Annotated in this window: 18 protein-coding genes; 1 reads left to right on the top strand and 17 read right to left on the bottom strand. The window is 72.1% G+C overall.

What is annotated here, in order from left to right:
- Positions 1 to 115: 115 nt before the first annotated feature.
- From K4S16_RS39775 to K4S16_RS46640, 6 genes are all read right to left on the bottom strand, one after another.
- Positions 116 to 1,015: a phage scaffolding protein gene (locus K4S16_RS39775; RefSeq protein ID WP_149264287.1), complete on the bottom strand. Its 900-nt coding sequence runs from the start codon at positions 1,013 to 1,015 to the stop codon at positions 116 to 118.
- On the bottom strand, positions 1,012 to 2,448 hold the full coding sequence (locus K4S16_RS39770; protein ID WP_149264286.1) for a phage portal protein: 1,437 nt from the start codon (positions 2,446 to 2,448) through the stop codon (positions 1,012 to 1,014). The genes K4S16_RS39775 and K4S16_RS39770 overlap by 4 nt, the downstream gene beginning before the upstream one ends.
- 93 nt (positions 2,449 to 2,541) lie before the next feature.
- Positions 2,542 to 4,155, bottom strand: coding sequence for a hypothetical protein (locus K4S16_RS39765; protein ID WP_149264285.1), 1,614 nt, complete (start codon positions 4,153 to 4,155; stop codon positions 2,542 to 2,544).
- Complete coding sequence (locus K4S16_RS39760; RefSeq protein ID WP_149264284.1) at positions 4,155 to 4,598, bottom strand: hypothetical protein; 444 nt, start codon at positions 4,596 to 4,598, stop codon at positions 4,155 to 4,157. The genes K4S16_RS39765 and K4S16_RS39760 overlap by 1 nt, the downstream gene beginning before the upstream one ends.
- Positions 4,599 to 4,662: 64 nt before the next feature.
- On the bottom strand, positions 4,663 to 4,884 hold the full coding sequence (locus tag K4S16_RS39755) for a hypothetical protein (protein ID WP_149264283.1): 222 nt from the start codon (positions 4,882 to 4,884) through the stop codon (positions 4,663 to 4,665).
- 91 nt (positions 4,885 to 4,975) lie between these two features.
- A complete protein-coding gene (locus tag K4S16_RS46640; RefSeq protein ID WP_149264282.1) occupies positions 4,976 to 5,764 on the bottom strand; it encodes a phage minor head protein in 789 nt (262 codons plus the stop codon).
- 117 nt (positions 5,765 to 5,881) lie between these two features.
- On the opposite strand from K4S16_RS46640, the gene K4S16_RS39745 reads away from it, so the two are divergent.
- Entirely contained in the window at positions 5,882 to 6,070 is a 189-nt protein-coding gene (locus K4S16_RS39745; protein ID WP_149264281.1) for a hypothetical protein, read from the top strand.
- A 71-nt stretch (positions 6,071 to 6,141) separates the two neighbouring features.
- Here the strand turns inward: K4S16_RS39745 and K4S16_RS39740 are convergent, their stop codons facing one another.
- The 11 genes from K4S16_RS39740 to K4S16_RS39690 all read right to left on the bottom strand — a co-directional run bounded on the left by K4S16_RS39740 (position 6,142) and on the right by K4S16_RS39690 (position 16,840).
- Positions 6,142 to 6,651, bottom strand: a complete 510-nt coding sequence (locus K4S16_RS39740; protein WP_149264280.1) for a ParB N-terminal domain-containing protein — start codon at positions 6,649 to 6,651, stop codon at positions 6,142 to 6,144.
- Positions 6,648 to 7,958, bottom strand: coding sequence for a phosphoadenosine phosphosulfate reductase family protein (locus K4S16_RS39735; protein WP_160161183.1), 1,311 nt, complete (start codon positions 7,956 to 7,958; stop codon positions 6,648 to 6,650). Before K4S16_RS39735 ends, K4S16_RS39740 begins: the two co-directional genes overlap by 4 nt.
- On the bottom strand, positions 7,955 to 8,761 hold the full coding sequence (locus tag K4S16_RS39730; RefSeq protein WP_149264278.1) for a hypothetical protein: 807 nt from the start codon (positions 8,759 to 8,761) through the stop codon (positions 7,955 to 7,957). Before K4S16_RS39730 ends, K4S16_RS39735 begins: the two co-directional genes overlap by 4 nt.
- Positions 8,758 to 9,432: a hypothetical protein gene (locus tag K4S16_RS44725; RefSeq protein WP_160161182.1), complete on the bottom strand. Its 675-nt coding sequence runs from the start codon at positions 9,430 to 9,432 to the stop codon at positions 8,758 to 8,760. The genes K4S16_RS39730 and K4S16_RS44725 overlap by 4 nt, the downstream gene beginning before the upstream one ends.
- Positions 9,429 to 10,172, bottom strand: coding sequence for a hypothetical protein (locus tag K4S16_RS39720; protein ID WP_149264277.1), 744 nt, complete (start codon positions 10,170 to 10,172; stop codon positions 9,429 to 9,431). The genes K4S16_RS44725 and K4S16_RS39720 overlap by 4 nt, the downstream gene beginning before the upstream one ends.
- A 3-nt stretch (positions 10,173 to 10,175) precedes the next feature.
- Positions 10,176 to 11,303, bottom strand: a complete 1,128-nt coding sequence (locus tag K4S16_RS39715) for an inositol-3-phosphate synthase (protein ID WP_149264276.1) — start codon at positions 11,301 to 11,303, stop codon at positions 10,176 to 10,178.
- A 10-nt stretch (positions 11,304 to 11,313) separates the two neighbouring features.
- The gene (locus tag K4S16_RS39710) at positions 11,314 to 12,429 is read right to left on the bottom strand and encodes a DegT/DnrJ/EryC1/StrS family aminotransferase (protein WP_160161181.1); all 1,116 of its coding nucleotides are present in this window, start codon (positions 12,427 to 12,429) and stop codon (positions 11,314 to 11,316) included.
- Entirely contained in the window at positions 12,426 to 12,944 is a 519-nt protein-coding gene (locus tag K4S16_RS39705) for a cupin domain-containing protein (protein WP_149264274.1), read from the bottom strand. The genes K4S16_RS39710 and K4S16_RS39705 overlap by 4 nt, the downstream gene beginning before the upstream one ends.
- Complete coding sequence (locus K4S16_RS39700) at positions 12,944 to 13,807, bottom strand: hypothetical protein (protein WP_149264273.1); 864 nt, start codon at positions 13,805 to 13,807, stop codon at positions 12,944 to 12,946. Before K4S16_RS39700 ends, K4S16_RS39705 begins: the two co-directional genes overlap by 1 nt.
- A 1,954-nt stretch (positions 13,808 to 15,761) precedes the next feature.
- Positions 15,762 to 16,331 carry a hypothetical protein gene (locus K4S16_RS39695; protein ID WP_149264272.1) on the bottom strand — a complete coding sequence of 190 codons (570 nt, stop codon included), beginning with the start codon at positions 16,329 to 16,331 and terminating at the stop codon, positions 15,762 to 15,764.
- Positions 16,332 to 16,351: 20 nt separating this feature from the next.
- Positions 16,352 to 16,840: a hypothetical protein gene (locus K4S16_RS39690; protein WP_149264271.1), complete on the bottom strand. Its 489-nt coding sequence runs from the start codon at positions 16,838 to 16,840 to the stop codon at positions 16,352 to 16,354.

Below are 16,840 nucleotides of genomic sequence, written 5' to 3'. Positions count from 1 at the left end.
GCGGCCCCCCTTCGTGATCAAGGGGTCCGCGTCGCGGTCACGATACCTCGCGGCCCCTCGGGTGGTCGATGACCTGGGCGGGCTCCGGGGTCGTGTCCCGGAGCCCGCCCGGCGGTCAGCTACTGCCCATGCGCTCGGCGAGGGTCTCCTTCCAGGTCTTCGCCTTGTCGTCCTTGTCGGGCTTCTTGTTCGCGCCGCCGACGTCCTTGGTCCCGGCGCGGGCACCGTTCCCGCCGCCGCTGGTGGTGTTGTCGGTGGCGCGGCGGCGGCGGCGCGGGGAGAACCATTCGGGGAAGTCCTCGCGGATCTGCTCGATCTGGTCGTCCAGGCCGATCATCTCGCCGTCGTCGTCGAGGTCGATCTCGTCGAGGTCGATGAGCTTCATGACCCGGTCCAGGGACTTGCCGTTGAAGTTGGCGCGGGCGAGGGCGGCTTCGGCGGCGGAGCGGGCGAGGGGGAGCTTGTAGCGCAGTTCGGTGCGGGCGGTGGCGCGGTCGACGGCGCGGCGGACGCGGGCGGTCACCTGCTCCTCGGTGAAGCCGCCGGTGTCGTCGTCGGGGTCGGCGTCCTTGCCGGTGTCCGCCTTCTTCGCGTTGGGCTTCGGGGCGTCCTGGTCGTCGTCGGCGCCGGTGTCCTCCTTCCGGGCCTGCCCGGTGTGGGGGTCGATGCCGTGGTCGTCGAGCCACTTCCGGCGGCGGGCGGCCTCGCGGTTGGCGCGCTTGAGTTTCTGCTGGGCGCGTTCCCATTCCTCTCGGGACGGCGGGGTGTAGTCGTCGTCCTCGCCGCCGTCATCGTCGTCGTCCTCGTCGTCCTCGCCGCCGCCGCTGCCGCCGCCGCTGCCGCCGCCGCTGCCGCCGTCGTCATCGTCGTCGTCGCCCTCGGCGCCGTGGACGGCGGGGAGGCGGGTTCCGTCGGTGTAGGCGTGCCACCAGCGGCCGTCCTCGTCCTGGCGGGTGGCCGTCCAGCGGACCGAGGCGAGCGCGGGCCGGCCGGTGTCGTCCAGTAGGGGGGTCATGCGGCGATTCCTTTCTTCTCGTCCTGGTCTCCGCTGACCAGGTCCATGAGGCGGCTGATCATGTCCTTGGCGTCCTGCGGGGTCATGATCTCGGCGACCACGGCGGCCGCGAGCTCGTTGAGCATCGCGATGACCTTGCTGGCGCGGTCGAGTTCGAGGTCGACGGAGGAGCGGGTCTCGGTCTCGGTTCCGGAGGGGCCCCAGTCGACGACCACGCGGACGTCGTCGTGGCCGAGGACGCGGAGGATGAACTCGGCGGCGGCCTCGATCCGGGCGGTGTAGCGCTCCTTGCGGTTGTCGATCTTGTCGGTGAGGGGGGCGTCGGCGACCTTGAGGGACTCGCCGGACGGCAGGTTCCCGGTGGGGTCGAAGTAGTGCAGGGGGGTGTCGGTGAGCTGGGCCATGCAGCGGATGTAGAAGTTCAGGGGGTCGAGGAAGTTGCCGGGTTCGGAGGCGGAGAACTCGCCGACGCCGGAGTAGCCCTTGAGGTGCCAGAAGTCGCCGGGGTCGGAGCGGAGGCGGACCTCGTTGTCCTCGTTCTCGGGGTCGTCGTCGTCGGGGTGGTCCTCGTCGAAGTCGGCGCCGCCGGAGATGTCGTCGAGGCGGGGGTCCTGGAGGCCGTACCTCTGTTTGAAGGAGAGGTGGTCGACGGTGGCCAGGTGCATCAGCACGATCTTGTTGATGATCAGTTGGGGCGTGTACGCCCAGTAGTGCTCGGGGCGGGGGATGTTGAGGTGGAAGACGGGGAGTCTGCCGTAGGGGTTGTCGAGGTCGTCGCCCTGCTTCGTCCAGTCCTCGGCGTCGGCGCCCTTGCTGCCGGGGGCGGACTGGTAGCGCTCGATGCGGTCGCGGTAGTAGACGCGGGCCTGGTGGACCTCTCTGCCCTTGGTGGGGTCGGAGCACCACTTCTTGACGGCGTAGAGGGCGTGGCCGGGGTTCTCCTCCGAGTAGACGACGGTGACGGTGCGGGGGTCGTTGATGAGGACGTCGACGGCGGAGGCGTCTTCGGTGCCGGCCGTGGTGTCGGGGGTGCCGGCCTCTTCGTCGTCGGCGGGGTCGGAGGGCCAGACGAAGAGGTAGCCGTCCCGGTAGGTGGAGACGTGCTGGATGAGGTCGTGGAGGGTGACGCCGAGGTTGTTGCGCCTCCAGGTGGCCTCGAGGTCGGCTTGGGCTTCCTCGTCGGGGTCGCCTGCGGGGGTGAGGGCGGTGAGGCCGGTGATCTTGAGGCGGGAGACGACCTTGTCGACGGGGGTCTTGGCGAAGTTCAGGTCGCGGAGCTTGTCGAGGCGGGCCTTGGCGAGGAGGCGGCGGACCTTGGCGGTCGTGAAGATCTCGTCGACGTTGCCCTCGTAGAAGTCCTCGGCTTCGTCGTAGTCGGCGCGGGCCTTGTCGAGCTGCTCCAGCCCTGTCGTGAGGTCGGTGGTGCCTGCCATGCCTGCCTCTCCTGTGCGGCCGGTGGGGGGCAACCTGGGGTTGCCCCCTTTTCGCGTGCGGGGTGGTGGCCCGGGTGTGGACCCGGGCGGTGGTCAGGTGGGGCTCTCAAGGCGCACTCCGGCCTTGCGGCGGGCTGGGCGGCCGAGGAAGTGGAGGACCCCGGTTCCGATGGCGTCGACCAGGTCGTCGTGTTCGCCGCGCGGGTAGGCGATCATCTGGTGCTCGGCGTCGCGGAGGCGTGCGGCGTGGTGGACCTTGCCGCGCTGGTAGTGGGACAGGGACCAGGCGGCGCGGACGTGCTTGGGGGCCTTCTGGTGGACGGTCTTCACCGGGACGGGGCAGTGGTGGAAGGTCGCGAGCCACATCTTGCCGCCCTGGTTGGTCTCGACCAGGACGCCGCGGATCTCGGGGTCGTCTTCGAGCCAGGTGAGGACGTAGCGGCGCAGGTCCTCGGCGAGGAGTTTGACCATGCTGGCACGTTCCACCCAGCACCGCTTGGCGGTGGGGCTGTAGGAGACGACTGCGAGACCGGTGTAGTCACTGGACCTGTCGTCGGTGACGGCACCGTCCACGCTCAAGATCTTACGAGTGGTGGCGAGAGGATCGCTGTAGGTGAAGTCGTCCTCGTTCCAGTAGGCGCCGTCCTGGGCCATGGGGTCGTTGGCGAAGTTCTTTCGGTAGCTCCGCGTGTGCTCGATGCCCTCCAGGTAGGAGACGGGCCATTTGTCGGGCCAGATGGAGCGGCGGGTGCCGTCGGGGCGGTGGGCGAGGGGCGGGAAGTAGTGGCACTGGAAGTTCTGCTCGGCGATCCAGTCGGCCTGCTCTTCCGCGTCGGGTTCGAGGACGGTCTTGACGAGCTGGTGGACGACGGAGCCGGGCATGGTGACGGTGCCGACGAGGACGACGTGGGCGCGCTCGTTCATCGGCAAAATCGTGTCCATGATCGTCGTGCGGCGTTTGCCCATCTGGTACAGCGAGTAGTTGCTCTCGTCCGGCTCGACGTCGTCGAGGAGGAGGAGCTGCGGGCGGCGGTTCTGCACGTCGACGAGGCCGAGGATCGAGGAGTCCAGGCCGCGGGCGGTGAAGGAGAAGCCGGACGCGGTGTACATCATCGCGCTGGAGTCGGAGATGACGGCTCCGCGCGGGCGGCGGCCGGGTGAGCAGAGCAGCGGGTAGTCGGTGCGGAGGAGCTGGTTGTTGTCGATCTCGTTCCGGTATCCGGCGAGGTGGGTGTGGGCCTGTGTGCCGGAGGACGAGAAGGCGGCGATGAACTCGATGTGGCCGTGGGCGGAGGCCCAGAGCGGCAGGAGCTTGAACAGCCACGTGGACTTGGCGGACTCGCGGGGGGCGACGAAGGCGTGGCGCTGCTCGCGGAGGCCGGCGGGGCGGGTCCAGGAGAGGGCGTAGCGGCAGAACTCCAGGTGCGTGTCCGCCCAGGTGACGTTGCCCTCGGCGTCCTTGAGCAGGTGGCGGCAGTAGATGTAGGCGAACAGGAGCGGGTCGTACCTGGTGACGACGCGGCGGGCGTCGGGGGTGGCCAGCTCCCGGTCGGCGGCTGGCCAGGACGCGGGCAGGGCCGCGAGCACCTGGGCCAGGTGGTCGCGCAGACTGAAGGTCTCGCCGACGAGGGGTTCGCCGTCCGGGCCGCGCAGGTAGGTGTCGGCGTCGGCGGCCGCGGTGAAGGCGGGGGGCGCGGCCGCCGCCATCAGCCGCCGCCGGGGCCGGGTTCGCCTCCGGCGCGGGCCTCGTTGATCATCTCGATCAGTTCCGCGTCCCTGGAGTCGATCTGCTGGACGGTGACCTCGGTGCGGCGCGGGGCGTCCAGGCCGAGGAGCCGGATGCGGCGGTCGATGATGCGGAGCACGGCGTTCAGGGAGGCGGGTTCGCCTTGGACGGCGAGGCCCCACGCGGCGGCCTGGAGGCGGTCGAGGCGGGCGACCTCGACGGCGCGGAGTTCCTCGGCGGTCTTGTCGAGGTCGGCGCGGCGCTCCTGCAGGGCCCGTGCGACGTCCTTGCAGGCGGCTCCGCGTCCGCCCCGGTAGCCGAGCTGCTCGGCGATGGTGTCCCAGTCGACTCCGGCCAGGCGGAGCTGGATCGCCTTGTTGCGGCGGGCCGCGACTTCGGCGCGTTTCGCTTGGGACGTCCCCATCCGGTCCCCTCCTTCGCGGGCGGTGGGTTGGCATGTGGTGGGTTGGCGCGTGGGCCGGTCCGGGTCAGGCGGTCTCGGTGATGGGGGCGATCTTGGTGGCGGTGTCGATGTCCTCGTAGGGGATCTTGGTTTCGGCGCCGTTCGCGCGGAAGATCACGTAGCGGTCGAAGATGGCGTTGATGAAGACGATCCGGCCGGTGGTGGTGGTGCCGTTCTTGAGGGTGAGCTCGGCGAAGCCTCCGGCGCCGATGGCGGAGATGGCGTTGGAGAGGGTGTGGGCGTCCATGGGGTTCTCCCTGGTGTGTGTGGATGTTTCGTTATGTCTCCATTATAGGCCAACTTTCGGGACATAGCAACTGGTGGGGTCGTCGTCGGAGTCATGCGGTGGCCGGGCGCCTGCGGCGTCTGAGCAGGTCTAGGAGGGCGCGGCGGCCGGGTGGCCGGGTGGTGCCGTGGGTGGTGCTGGGGGTTCTCGGGCGGGGTGCGGGGCGGACGGGTGTGACGGAGCAGCGGCAGCGGGGGTGCGCGGGCGGGAGGCCGGTGAAGCCAGGCCAGGTGCGGGTGCCGGCCGGGAGGGTGAAGGCGGTGGCGGGGGTGGCGGTGCGGCCATTGAGGGGCGAGCAGACGGGGCAGACGCGCTCGTCCTCGCGGGTGTGCCAGCGCAGGTCGTAGCCCGCGGCTCGGGCGTACCAGGTGGCGCCCCGGTTGGAGGCGGTGTGGATGGTGGTGAGGGCGTAGCCCCAGACGCGGCGGGCGGTGCGTTCGAGGTGTTCGCGGGCGGGTGCGGTGGTCTGTTCGAGTCGGGTGGCGGCGTCGTCGAGGAGGCGGGTGACGGCGTCGGGGATGGCGAGGTCCTGGAGGAGGCGGAGGGTGTCGGCGGGGCTGGGGCTGTCGGGGATGAGGTTGGGCAGCTCGGGGTCGCGGGGCGGCGGGGTGATGGTGCGGGCGATGAGGGCGCCGATGCGGTGGGCGGCCTGGGCTGCGCGGGTGATCGTGGCGGTGACGGTGCCGGTGGTGTTGCGGAGGTCGGCGGGGGTGCGGGCCGTGGTGATGGTGTCGGTGAGGTGCTGCTCGGTGGCGGTTTCGAGGCGGTCGAGGATGCGGGTGGGGACGCGGAGGTGGAGGGCGCTCGGCGGGCGCGCCGGGGGGAGGGGCGGGATGGTCATGGTGCGTCCCTTCCGGCGGTGTCCTGGGGTGGCCGGGTGTGGCCACGGATTTGCATCTGTCCCTCGATTAGGCCATAATTAGAGACGTGAGCAGCTAACACCAACCTGGAGGCCGAGATGGCGAACTGCGAGGTCTGCGAGCGCAACGCCGAGATGGACCGCGACCTGGACTACCCGGCCTCTCCCCCGAACGAGGCCGTCACCTCGGCGATGGTGGACGGCGAGATCGTCGCCATCTGCGGCTGGTGCATCACCGAGCAGCGCGCGATCGGCAACACGGTGGAGGCCGCCGCCGTCGGCTACTGACCGCCCGCCCCTGCGCGACGGCGCCGCCTGTCTCCCCGGAGACGCGGCGCCGTCGCGCTTCCGCGTGCCCATCAGACGGTCCAGCCGTTGTTGTAGCCGTCGCGGCCGGCACGCTTGAGCATGTCGCCCCGGTCGGCCAAGCGCTCGACCTCCTCGGAGTCCATCTCCAGCCGGGTGCCGAGGTCCTTGGGGGTGAGGCCGAGCTGGAGGAGCTCGGCGACGATGTCGGCCATGCCGAGGACGTGGTGCGTGCCCCTGGCCCGGTTGTGGCGGATGGTGGCGAGGCGGGCCAGTGCGGGGTCGGTGGGCGGGAGGACAACGACGGGGACCAGGCCGTCGGTGAACGCCTGGAGGTCGCGGTGCTCGGAGGAGACCCAGCGGTGGTAGCCGTCGACGATCTCCAGGCCGCCGGGCTCCTGGCGGGTCACGATGGGCTGGGTCCAGCCGTTCTCCAGGATCGAGACGCGGAGCAGGCGGCTCTCCGGCGGGGCCTGCCGGTTGGGGTTCCAGGAGTTCGCGGTCAGCTTCTCGCGCTCGACCCATTCGACGTTGGAGACGGGCTGGCTGCTGACGTCGGTCATCGGGGCTCCCGGTGCTCGTCGGGGATCACGGACTGCGGGTCGGTGGGGAGGGCGCGGGGGTGGCCGAGTTCCTCGGGGGGGATCCCGGCGGCGAGGACGCGGGCGAGTTCGGAGGCGTAGGCGCGCCACTGGCGGGCCTTCTGGTCGGGGTCGAGTGCGCTCATCTCCTGCCGGCGCTTTTTGAAGTCGCCCCTCATCGCCAGCGTGAGGAGGAAGTCCCAGGAGACGCCGGTCTGCGGGTGGCGGGACTTGGGCAGGATCGGGTGCGTGGTGACCTTGTAGTGGCGGCGGATGGTCTCGTTGATGCGGCCGCTCACGTGGACCTGTTCGGCGGGCCGGAACATCTGCAGGTAGTGGACGATGAAGCCGGGCCAGGGGATGCCGTCCGGCTTGGCGGGGCGGGAGCCGTAGCCGTACAGCTCGGTCAGGGCGTAGCGGTGGGCGGCGCCGATGCCGGGGACGCGTTCGGCCATCTTCTCCCAGACCTCGGGGAAGCACGCCGCGAACATGCCGATCTTGGTCAGGGGCTCCTCACCGAACGCGGGGCTGCACCGCTGCTGGAAGTGCGGGATGCCGAGCATCTCCATGCGGTCGTAGGCCCGGTTGTAGTCCCAGCCGTTGAGCGCGGCCGCCGTCCAGACGTCCTCGGTGCGCCAGTCGTAGAGGGGGTACACCTTCCAGGCGTTGCCGCGGCTGGTGGGGCCGTTGTAGCCGATGATGTAGTTGTCGACCTTGCGGCGGGTGACGGCTTTGCGGCGGACCGGTGACTCCTGGGCGCGGATTCCCATGAGCATGGCCGTGTTGCCGCGGCCGGGGCAGAAGAGGCCGTTCGCGTCGGGGGCGGTGAGGCGGGCCTCCGGAGGGTTGATCGGGAAGCCTGGGAGGGTGGTGATCGCCTCCGGGGGCAGCGGCCGGCACCACTTCTCCTCGGCTTCGGGCGCCCATGGCCACCAGTAGGGGCTGGTGCGGGAGCAGGCGTTGCGGTGCTTGACGGGGAGGCAGTACCACTCCAGGTCGACGTCGGGCCGCTGGGCGGTGCGGCGCACGTACTCCTCGGTCTCGTAGGGGATGGCCTCCTCGTCGTAGAAGACCGTGCGCAGCGGCAGGTGCCGCTCGAACCGGGGATCGGAGTGGATCACCTCCAGGGCGATGTTCAGGACCCCGGTGGAGTCCTTGCCGCCGGAGAACCAGACGAACGCCTTCTCGAAGGTGTCGAGGACGTAGGCGGTGCGTTCGCAGGCGAGCGTGTAGACGTCGGTGTCGACGGTGACGCGGTCGAGGGACTGCCGCTGCCCCATCTTGCTCATCGTGCGGCCTCCTGGCGGTCGAGCCATTCGCGGGCGGACGGGATGTGCTCGGCGGCCTCCAGGACCCGGTCGGGCTCGATCGCCCACGTCTCGGCCCACGACTCGTCGCGGGTGCCGACGCGGCGGCCGGGCCAGGGGCCGGTCCCGGCGGTCCAGCCGTGGGGCCACCCGTAGGTGGGGGGCAGGGTGAGGCCCGCGTAGTGGACGACCGCGAGGACGAGTTCGTGCGGCCAGTTCCGGATCGGGCTGTAGGAGGTGATGCCGTTGCGGGAGTGCTGGAGGCCGTCCTTGCCGGTGGGGTTGCCGTCCTGGCGGCGGCGCCCGTAGATCTGGAGGGCCGGGTGGTGCTCCTGCTGGTAGGCGAGCTGCGCGCGGCGGGTGCCGTTGAGGGTCCACCAGTAGCCGTCCCTGGAGGTCCGGGGGAACAGGTAGCGGTCGCGGTCCGGGTGCGCGAGATCGGCGAGGGCGAGGTCCTCGTTCGGGATAACGGTGAGCCCTTCAGGGGCTTCCTGTGCGACCCAGTCGAGATAGCCCCTGAACTCCATGCGGGGGATCGTGCCGAGCAGCGAGCGGCGCACTCCGGCCCGCTCCATGACCACCTGGAGCGCGCGGCTGTCCTTGCCTCCGGACCAGCCGTAGACGACGCGGTCCAGGTAGCGGCCGCACACGTCGAGGACCTCGGCGGCGGCGCGTTCGACGGCTTCCTCGGCCTCGTCCTTGGTGACGTGGTCGGTGATGTTCGCCCAGACCTTCGCGGCGGCGTCGTCGGTGTAGTGCGCCTTGGACTTGAGGACGAGGTTCATGTGGCCTCCAGGCCGAGGTGCTTGCGGCGGAGCGGGCGGGGCCTGCCGAGCAGGTCGGAGTGGTCGTCGGGCCGCTGGATGGCCAGGTGCGGCATGGGCGCGTAGGTGTGTCCGAGGCGGTGGACGTCGTTCCACGCCTGGTCGTAGTCGGTGGTGAGCGGTGCGGCCGCGGCGTGCAGCAGGGGGAGGGCGTCGGCGGACGCGAGGAAGGCGTGGGCGTCGACGGCGCGGGTGACGCGCCAGCAGGTGCCTTGGACGGGGCGGGGCTTGCGGCGGTGGGTGCAGCCGAGGAGGACCATGAGGGCGTCGTCGGGGGCGGCGTCGGCGAACTCCGTGTAGCGGGCGTGGACGTGTTCGTGGAGGACCGCGTCGTCCTCCAGGACCAGGGTCCAGGGGGGCGGGTCGTCGAGGAGGTGGGCGGTGAGGGCGAGGAAGGTGCGGGCGGTGGCGAGGCGGGGTGCGGGGTGGGCGCGGCAGGGTGCGGCCGTGGCGCGGAATGCGCCGGCCTCCTCGGCGGTGACGGTGGTGCTGCCGTCGATGGCGCGCCAGCGGGCCGGGGCGGGGAGGCCCCGGTCCTGCAGGTGGGCGGTGAGGCGCTGCCAGCGGTCCGGCCTGCGGTCGAGGTTGATCGCCCAGCACGGGATCCCGGTCAGGGAGGGCGGGACGTTCATGGGCGCCTCCGGCGGGGCTGGGCGCGGGGGGCGAACTGCTCGGGGCGGTCTCCGCGCCGGGTGTTCTGGATGTCGGACCAGTCGCCGGGCCGCTGGATGGCCAGGTGCGGGTTCGGCAGGTAGGTGCGGCCGAGGTGGTGGACGGCGTTCCACGCCAGATCGAACGACATGGCGCGGGGCTTCGCGGCCTCCAGGAGGAGCGGCACGGCCTCGCGGGACGCCATGAAGGCGTGGCAGCACCACACGGTCCCGGCCCGCCAGCACCGCTCCCCGGTCCCCTCGACCGGGGCCGAGGACCGGTGCGGCTTGCCCGGTGCGGGGCGGTAGCGGCGGTTGATGCTCTTGTGGACGCAGCCGAGCAGCACCACCAGGGCGTCGTCGGGGACGAGGGCGGCGAACTCGGCGTAGCGGGCGTGGACGTCTTCGTGGAAGACCGCGTCGTCCTCCAGGATCAGGGTCCAGTCCGGGGGGTCCTCGGCGAGGGACGTGAGCAGGTTGAGCGCCGTGGTGGCCTGGCCGTAGCAGGCGGCGTCGCCGTCGAAGCCCGCCTCGACCTCGCGGCGGTAGCCGGTGAGGTCCGCGGGCGTGAAGACGGCGGGGCCGTCCACTGCGGGGACCTGGACCGGTGCGGGGAGGCCCCGGAGCGCCATGTGGCGGGTGAGGGCCTCCCACCGGTCCGTCCGCCGGGGCAGGTTCATCGCGTACACCGGCAGGTCGGCGAGGGTGGCGGGCGGGCGCACCGGTCAGCGCTCCTCGCCGCCGGTGAGCCAGGCGCCGATGCGGTCCTTCGCGGTCTGGTCCGGGATGGACGCCACGGCGCGCGGCGGCGCTTTGAACAGCCACGCGGACACATGGTCCGCCGCTGCGGCGTCCTGCCGGTCGAGGGCGAGCTTGGCGATGCGGGCGGCGTCGATCACGACCCCTGCGCTGTTCGGGGAGTCGGGGACGGTGAGGGTGACGTCCAGCTCGATCGGTGCGCCGCCGAAGCCGCGGCCCTCGCAGCGGATGAACGCCTTCTTGGTGTCGCCGAGCCAGGCGACATGGTCGCTGGGGCCGATGTGGACGTTGGCGGGGTCGAGTTCGCGGGGGTAGGCGTCGGTGACGGCCGACGACTTGGACTCGCGCTTGGAGGCCAGCCGGGCGTCCTCCAGCATGTTGTAGAAGTCCATGTTGCCGCCGACGTTGAGCTGGTAGGTGCGGTCGAGGGTGATGCCCCGGTCCGCGAAGGCCTGCACGATGATGCGGTGCAGGTAGGTGGCGCCGAGCTGGCTCTTGATGTCGTCGCCGATGAGCGGAAGGCGGGCCTGCCGGAACCGGTCCCGCCAGTAGTCCTTGCGGGCGATGAAGACGGGGATGTTGTTGACGAAGGCGCATCCGGCGTCGAGGGCGATCTGGGCCCACCACTCGGTGGCGTGCTGGGAGCCGACCGGGAGGTAGTTCAGGAGGACGTCGACGCGGGATTCGCGGATCTGCTCGATGATCTCCGCGCCGTCGTAGTTCGGCCAGTCGGGGGCGAGCTCCATTCGCTCGCGGTAGCGGGTCCCGGCTCCGTCGAGGGTGGGGCCGCGCATCACGGTGACGTCCTCGCCGACCGGGGGCAGGTCGCTCCACGGGATGCCGACGGACAGGTTCTGACCGGCGGCGCGGGCGTCCCAGAGGGGCTTGCCGACCTTCTCGGCGTCGACGTCCCAGGCGGCGACGGGTTCGACCGATCCGGCCGTGTAGGGGCCGACGCGGGGGTGCATGAGGCCCTCGGTGGCGGCCGGGTCGTGGCGGTAGAAGGCGATGCCTTCGAGGAGGGCGCGGGCGCAGTTGCCGACGCCGATGATGCCGACGCGGACCTTCCGGTCCTGGGGGGTCTGCGGGTTCATGGGGGTGGGGTCAGCCTTCCGTGAGGATGTCGAGGGTGTCGATGACCTCGTCGATCTCGTCGCAGGTCCAGGTCATCGGGGGGCACCGTTCGGTGCCGAGGCAGATGGTCCCGGCGGCGGCGCGGGCGGTGGCGGGCAGGTCCGGCCGGGGCCGGTCGCGGGTGTGGTGGACGGGGTGGAGGTGGAGGGGGTGGGCGCCCCAGCGGTGGGTGGGGACTCCGGCGTCGGCGAGGCGGCGGGCGAGCTGGCGGGCGGCGTCGGGGTCCTGGTCCGGGGGGCCGATGCGGATCTTGTGCCAGGCGGGGTCGGTGCCGGGCGCGGCGTGCTGCCGCCAGTAGCCGAGGCGGTCCAGGGCCGGGTGGAGGCGGCGGGCTGCGTGGCGGGCCCGGTCGGCCCAGTACGGGAGCCGCTGGAGGCGGTGCGCGACCATGGCCATGGACAGCTCGGAGGGCCGCCAGTTGTGGCCGCCGGGGTGGGTGACGACGCCGTTGGAGCGTTCCCGGCCGGTGGCGTAGACGCCGTAGTCGCGGAGCTGGCGGAGGATGCGGGCGAGGTCGGGGTCGTCGGTGGTGACCGCGCCGCCGTCCGGGGCGGCGACGAGTTTCGCCGAGGAGAACGACCAGCAGTGTGTGCCCGTGCCGCCGATGTGGCGGCCGTCCCGCAGGGTGCCGAGCGCCTGGCACGAGTCAGTGAGGACCCGCAGGCCTCCCCCGCCGGTGATGGTGTGGGGGACGCCGTGGAGGTCGACGGCCAGGACCAGGGTCCCGACCTCCTCGATCGGGCCGAGGGTGATCGTGAGGGTGTCGGGGTCGACGTCGCGCCAGTGGACGTCCGCGCCGATGTGGCGGGCGCCGGTGAGGCTGCCCGTGAACGTGAGCGAGGGGGCGAGCAGGGGGGTGCCGGCCGCGCAGCCCATGGCGTGGAGGGCGGCGTGGAGGGCGGAGGTGCAGGAGTTGAACGCGACCGCGTGCGGGGCCCCGGTCAGCTCGGTCATGCGGTGCTCGACCTCTTCGGTCCACGGGCCGTCTGTCCAGGTGCGGGACAGGGCGGCCTGCGTGATGAGGCGGGTTTCCTCGAGGTCCGGGACCGGGGGCCAGCGGCGCTCCGCCAGGTTCAGCACGGTCACGACGCCGCGCCGGTCGCGGGGCCGGTCGCGGGGCCGGTGGCGCGGTGGCGGCCCTTGCCGGAGCCGCGGCCGGTGCTGCGCGCCGGGGCCGGGGGCGGGAACAGCGGCTCGTCCAGACGGGTGCCCTCCCAGTCCGTGAACGTCATCCGGTCGGGTGAGTCGACCGGGCGGTGCGGTGCGCCGATCGCGACGAGGACGTGGTCCCGGTCGCCCGCGCCGACCGCGTGCGGGACCTGCCCGTCCACCATGTAGAGGTCGCCGGGGCGGACCTGGTGGACGACCTCGTCGACGGTGATCGTGCCGAGGCCCTCCAGGCAGAGCAGCAGGTGGTGGCCGGGGTGGGTGTGGACCGGGAACTGGCCGCCTGCGGGGACGTGGATGATGTCCGCGCCGAGGTGCCCGTCACCGGACAGGTGGAGCCCGAGGCCCTTGGCGGGGGCTCCGTGGACCGCGACCCCGCCATCGAGGACGGCGGCGGTGGCGGCGGGCAGGGACACGATGCGCAGTGCGGACATCAGGGGGTCTCCTCGGGGGCGGTCGCGAGCGTGGCCGCGTAGCTGTCGATGATCATGACGAGGGCGGTGGAGGCGTCCGGTGCGCCGAACCGCTCGGCGGCCGCGCGGAGGGTCGAGCGGATCCGGTCCCGCTCCTCGACGGTGACGGTCCACTGGACCGGGACGAGGGAGTCGGCGGTCGCGGACGAGTGCGGCGCGGTGATCTGCTCGGGCGGCGCGTACGGGGCCTGCGGGGGCGGCTGCATGGTCTGGGAGACCCCGGCCCGGGGTTGCAGCGGGGCCAGTCCGGACGGCGGGGCGGTGCCGGCCGGGGCGGGCTGGCCGGGGGCCGGGATCGTCTGGTCCCTGAACGGGGTGAGGAAGTCCGCGGCCTGCTGGCCGAGCGTGCCGGTCACGCGCAGGAGGCCGTCCAGGTCCTCGCTGCTGTAGCCGGTGCCGCCGAGGTCGGGAAGGTCCTCCAGGAGGCTGGCCAGGGCCTTGTCGTCGTAGCCGCCGAGGTCGTGGATGCGGTTGTCGCCGACGTTGATGCGCTTGGCGGTCTCGTCGTCGCAGGTGATGACCTCGCAGCGGGCCGTCTCCAGCCAGTTCCCTTCGGAGCAGAGCGCGCAGCCGGGGGCATCGGCGGTGCCGCGGACGCAGGTGTCGGGGCCGTGCCGCTGCAGGGCCTCGTACGTCTGGTTGCCGGTGAGGACGGTGAGGGTGCCGTCTCCGGTGTCGCGGACCACGAGGGACCGGTACTGGGCGTTCTGCTGGAGGCTGGCCAGGATCATGCGGACGTCGCCGCGGCGGGCGTTCCCAGGGAACGGGGTGAGGTCGGCGAGAGGGATTTCGGCCGTCCGCAGCCACCTCGCAGGCTCGGGCATAGGGGGGCACACCTCGCAGTTCGTGCTGGTCCCGGGGGCAATATCACTGATCGTAATCACCCGGAACCGCGCTTCGCCGGTATGGCGCGCGTCGGCACGACCCGCCCCGGCCCGCCGCTGCCGGCCAGCGGGCGGGGCTCGGGGCGGGGCTGCGGAGGTCGCAGCTACGAAGCCGCTGCGCGGGCGTGACCGAAGTGCCGGTTGGCCGCCGCCGGGTACGAAGCCCCCGGCTCGGGCGCGGGTCCTTGCGCTGAGTCGCCGGTACGAGGCCCCGGCTCGGGCATAGCGATCATCCAGGCAATGTCGCCGGTACAAGGCCCCGGCACGGGCGTGAGGACGACTCGTCGCCGTGTCACCGGTACGAGGCCCCGGCACGGGCATGGGTGGTCGTCGTGTGTCGCCGGTACAAGGCCCCGGCTCGGGCGTGACGAGTCTGCATGCCATGTCGCCGGTACGAAGCCCCGGCTCGGGCGCAGCGCAGGAGGTTGTGGATGTCGCCGGTACGAAGCCCCGGCTCGGGCGTGGACAGCTACATCTGCGCGTCGCAGGTACGAGGCCCCTGCGTGGGCGTTGGGGAAAGTCGGTTGCTCGTTCGCCGGTACGAAGCCCCGGCTCGGGCCTGGTGACACCGCCGCGTTCCCTTATAGCCCCTGCGGGGTGCGCCGGGGGGCCGCTCACGGCTGCGTGAGGCCCTTCCAGGGCCACTCGGGCTCCCCTCGCCGGGCTGGGGTGGGCTGTTCCTGCTACGTCGCGGGCATGAAGCCCCCGCGCGGGCGCCGAGCAGCTTCCGCTGATCACCGGTACGAAGCCCCGGCTCGGGCCTGGAGGAGTCCGATGGCTTGCCGCCGGGCACGAAGCCCCCGGCTCGGGCGTGGGGCGCCCTCTCCGTAGTCGCCGGTACGAGGCCCCGGCGCGGGCATGGTCCTGAGGCATCTACAGTCGCCGGTACGCAGCCCCGGCTCGGGCATGGGGTTCGATCTCGTAGTCACCGGTACGAGGCCCCGGCTCGGGCATCGGTCGTCTCGAACTTGGTCGCCGGTACGAAGCCCCGGCTCGGGCGCTGCTCCCCCGGTACCGGGTCGCCGGTACGAGGCCCCGGCGCGGGCATGTGACTCCGTCGCGTAGTCGCCGGTACGAGGCCCCGGCTCGGGCGTCGGCCTTCTCTCTGGGGCCGCCGGTACGAAGCCCCGGCTTGGGCGTTTGGACCCCTGCTCATCGGCCGCCGGTATGAGGCCCCGGCTTGGGCGTCTGCTCCCCTTACAGGGCCGCCGGTATGAGGCCCCGGCTTGGGCGTCGCTCCCAGTTCCGGGCCGCCGGTACGAAGCCCCGGCTTGGGCGTGGCCGGGCGGGGGTGCGTCTGTCGCGGGTACGAGGCCCCGGCTCGGGCGTGGCGGGGGTGACCCTCCATCGCGGGTACGAAGCCCTCCGCTCGGGCGTGGTCACATTCGCGCGCCGTCGCCGGTACGAGGCCCCGGCGCGGGCATCGGAGGAGCCCGCCGAGTGGACCCATTATTGCTCCCAGAGGGTGCGTCGGGGGGCCGCTCACGGCTGCGTGAGGCCCTTCCAGGGCATAGCGGGCCTCAGTGTGCTGCGGGCCCTGCCCCCCGTTCGGCTGTCGGCGACCTGTTGTCACCGGTACGAAGCCCCGGCTCGGGCGTGGAGGTCAGACCTCCTGCGTCGCGGGTACGAAGCCCCCGCGCGGGCGTCGCGGCGGCGAGCCGGTGGTCGCGGGTACGAAGCCCCGGCTTGGGCACGAGGTACAGACCTGCCTGGTCGCGGGTACGAAGCCCCGGCGCGGGCGTGGAGGCATGGAGCGTCGCCGGTACGAAGCCCCGGCACGGGCGCTGCTCCGAGCTGCTGATCGTCGCGGGCACGAAGCCCCCGCGCGGGCGTGGCATCGACTGGCTTGTCGTCACGGGCATGAGGCCCCCGTTCGGGCGTCGGGACCGGCAGGCTACTGGTCGTCCGGGTCCTCGGTCAGGGCGTCGAGCAGGTCCTGTATGTCTCCGGTCGGCGGGGCGGTGCCGGCCGGGGCGGGCGGTTCGGGGGGCGGGCAGGTGCAGGGGCCCTTCCGGGGGCATGGGCAGTCGAGGGGCTTGGTCTGGGAGAGGTCGTAGACCCAGGCGACCTTGAAGCCGTGGAGGACCCGTTCGCGGCTCTTCTCGTCCTTGCCTGCCTTCTCCTCGGGGGTGCGCTTGGCGTCCTCGCCTCCCTTCTCCTCGGTGCCGGTCCGGCGGGTGAGGGGGGCGAAGATCCCGATGGCGGACTGGCCGTAGCGGACCTGGCGGCCGTGCTGCTGCCATTCCATGTAGCCGTAGACCTGGACGGCGTCGGGGCACTGGACCCAGATGGCGTACTTGTTCTTGATGCTGTGGCGGTCGTCCAGGCGGGCGGCGGTCTCGGCGAACGCGGTGATCGCGTCGGGGTCCATCTCGGCGGCGGCCAGCTCCAGCAGCGCGGCGAGCCCGGCGGGGGACAGCCTGGATTCGCGCCGCTTCTCGGTCGTCTCGGTGGTCTCGGTCATTCGGTCCGTTCCTTTCTCGGTCAGGAGGCTGCGCTGTAGCCGCAGCGTTCGAGGCGGACGGCGGGGGCGGGGCGGAACAGGACGCCGTCGCGGGTGACCTGGTGCTTGTAGCTGCGGGTGAAGTAGAGGAGGAACTCGGCGGGCTTGTCCTCGGAGAAGCCCTTCGGGACGGTGGTGTCGGGGGTGAGGGGCGTCTTGCGGCGGCTCATGTGGGCGCGGGTGACGTAGGGGCAGGTTCGGGCCGCGAACCGTGCGCACTCCTCGTGCATCGGCGGGTCCGTGTAGGCGCGGCTCTGGGCGCTGCGCTCGCCGCCGAGGAACACGATCCAGTAGTCCAGGGTGTCCTCGCAGATGCCGCAGCGGCGTTCGGCGGCGAGGCGGACGACCTTGGCGGAGTCGAGGGCGGTGAAGTCGTGCTGCCCGTCCTCGGTGGTGATGTTGGCGTAGGGGACGGGGACGTTCCTGCGGGGGCAGACCGGCAGGTGGGCGAGCCGCTGCGGGATCTCCAT

The sequence above is a fragment of the Actinomadura sp. K4S16 genome (assembly GCF_008327685.1).
Classification (GTDB): domain Bacteria; phylum Actinomycetota; class Actinomycetes; order Streptosporangiales; family Streptosporangiaceae; genus Spirillospora.
The sequence above is the reverse complement of the archived record's forward strand: the minus strand, read 5'-3'. Positions and strand labels throughout refer to the sequence as shown.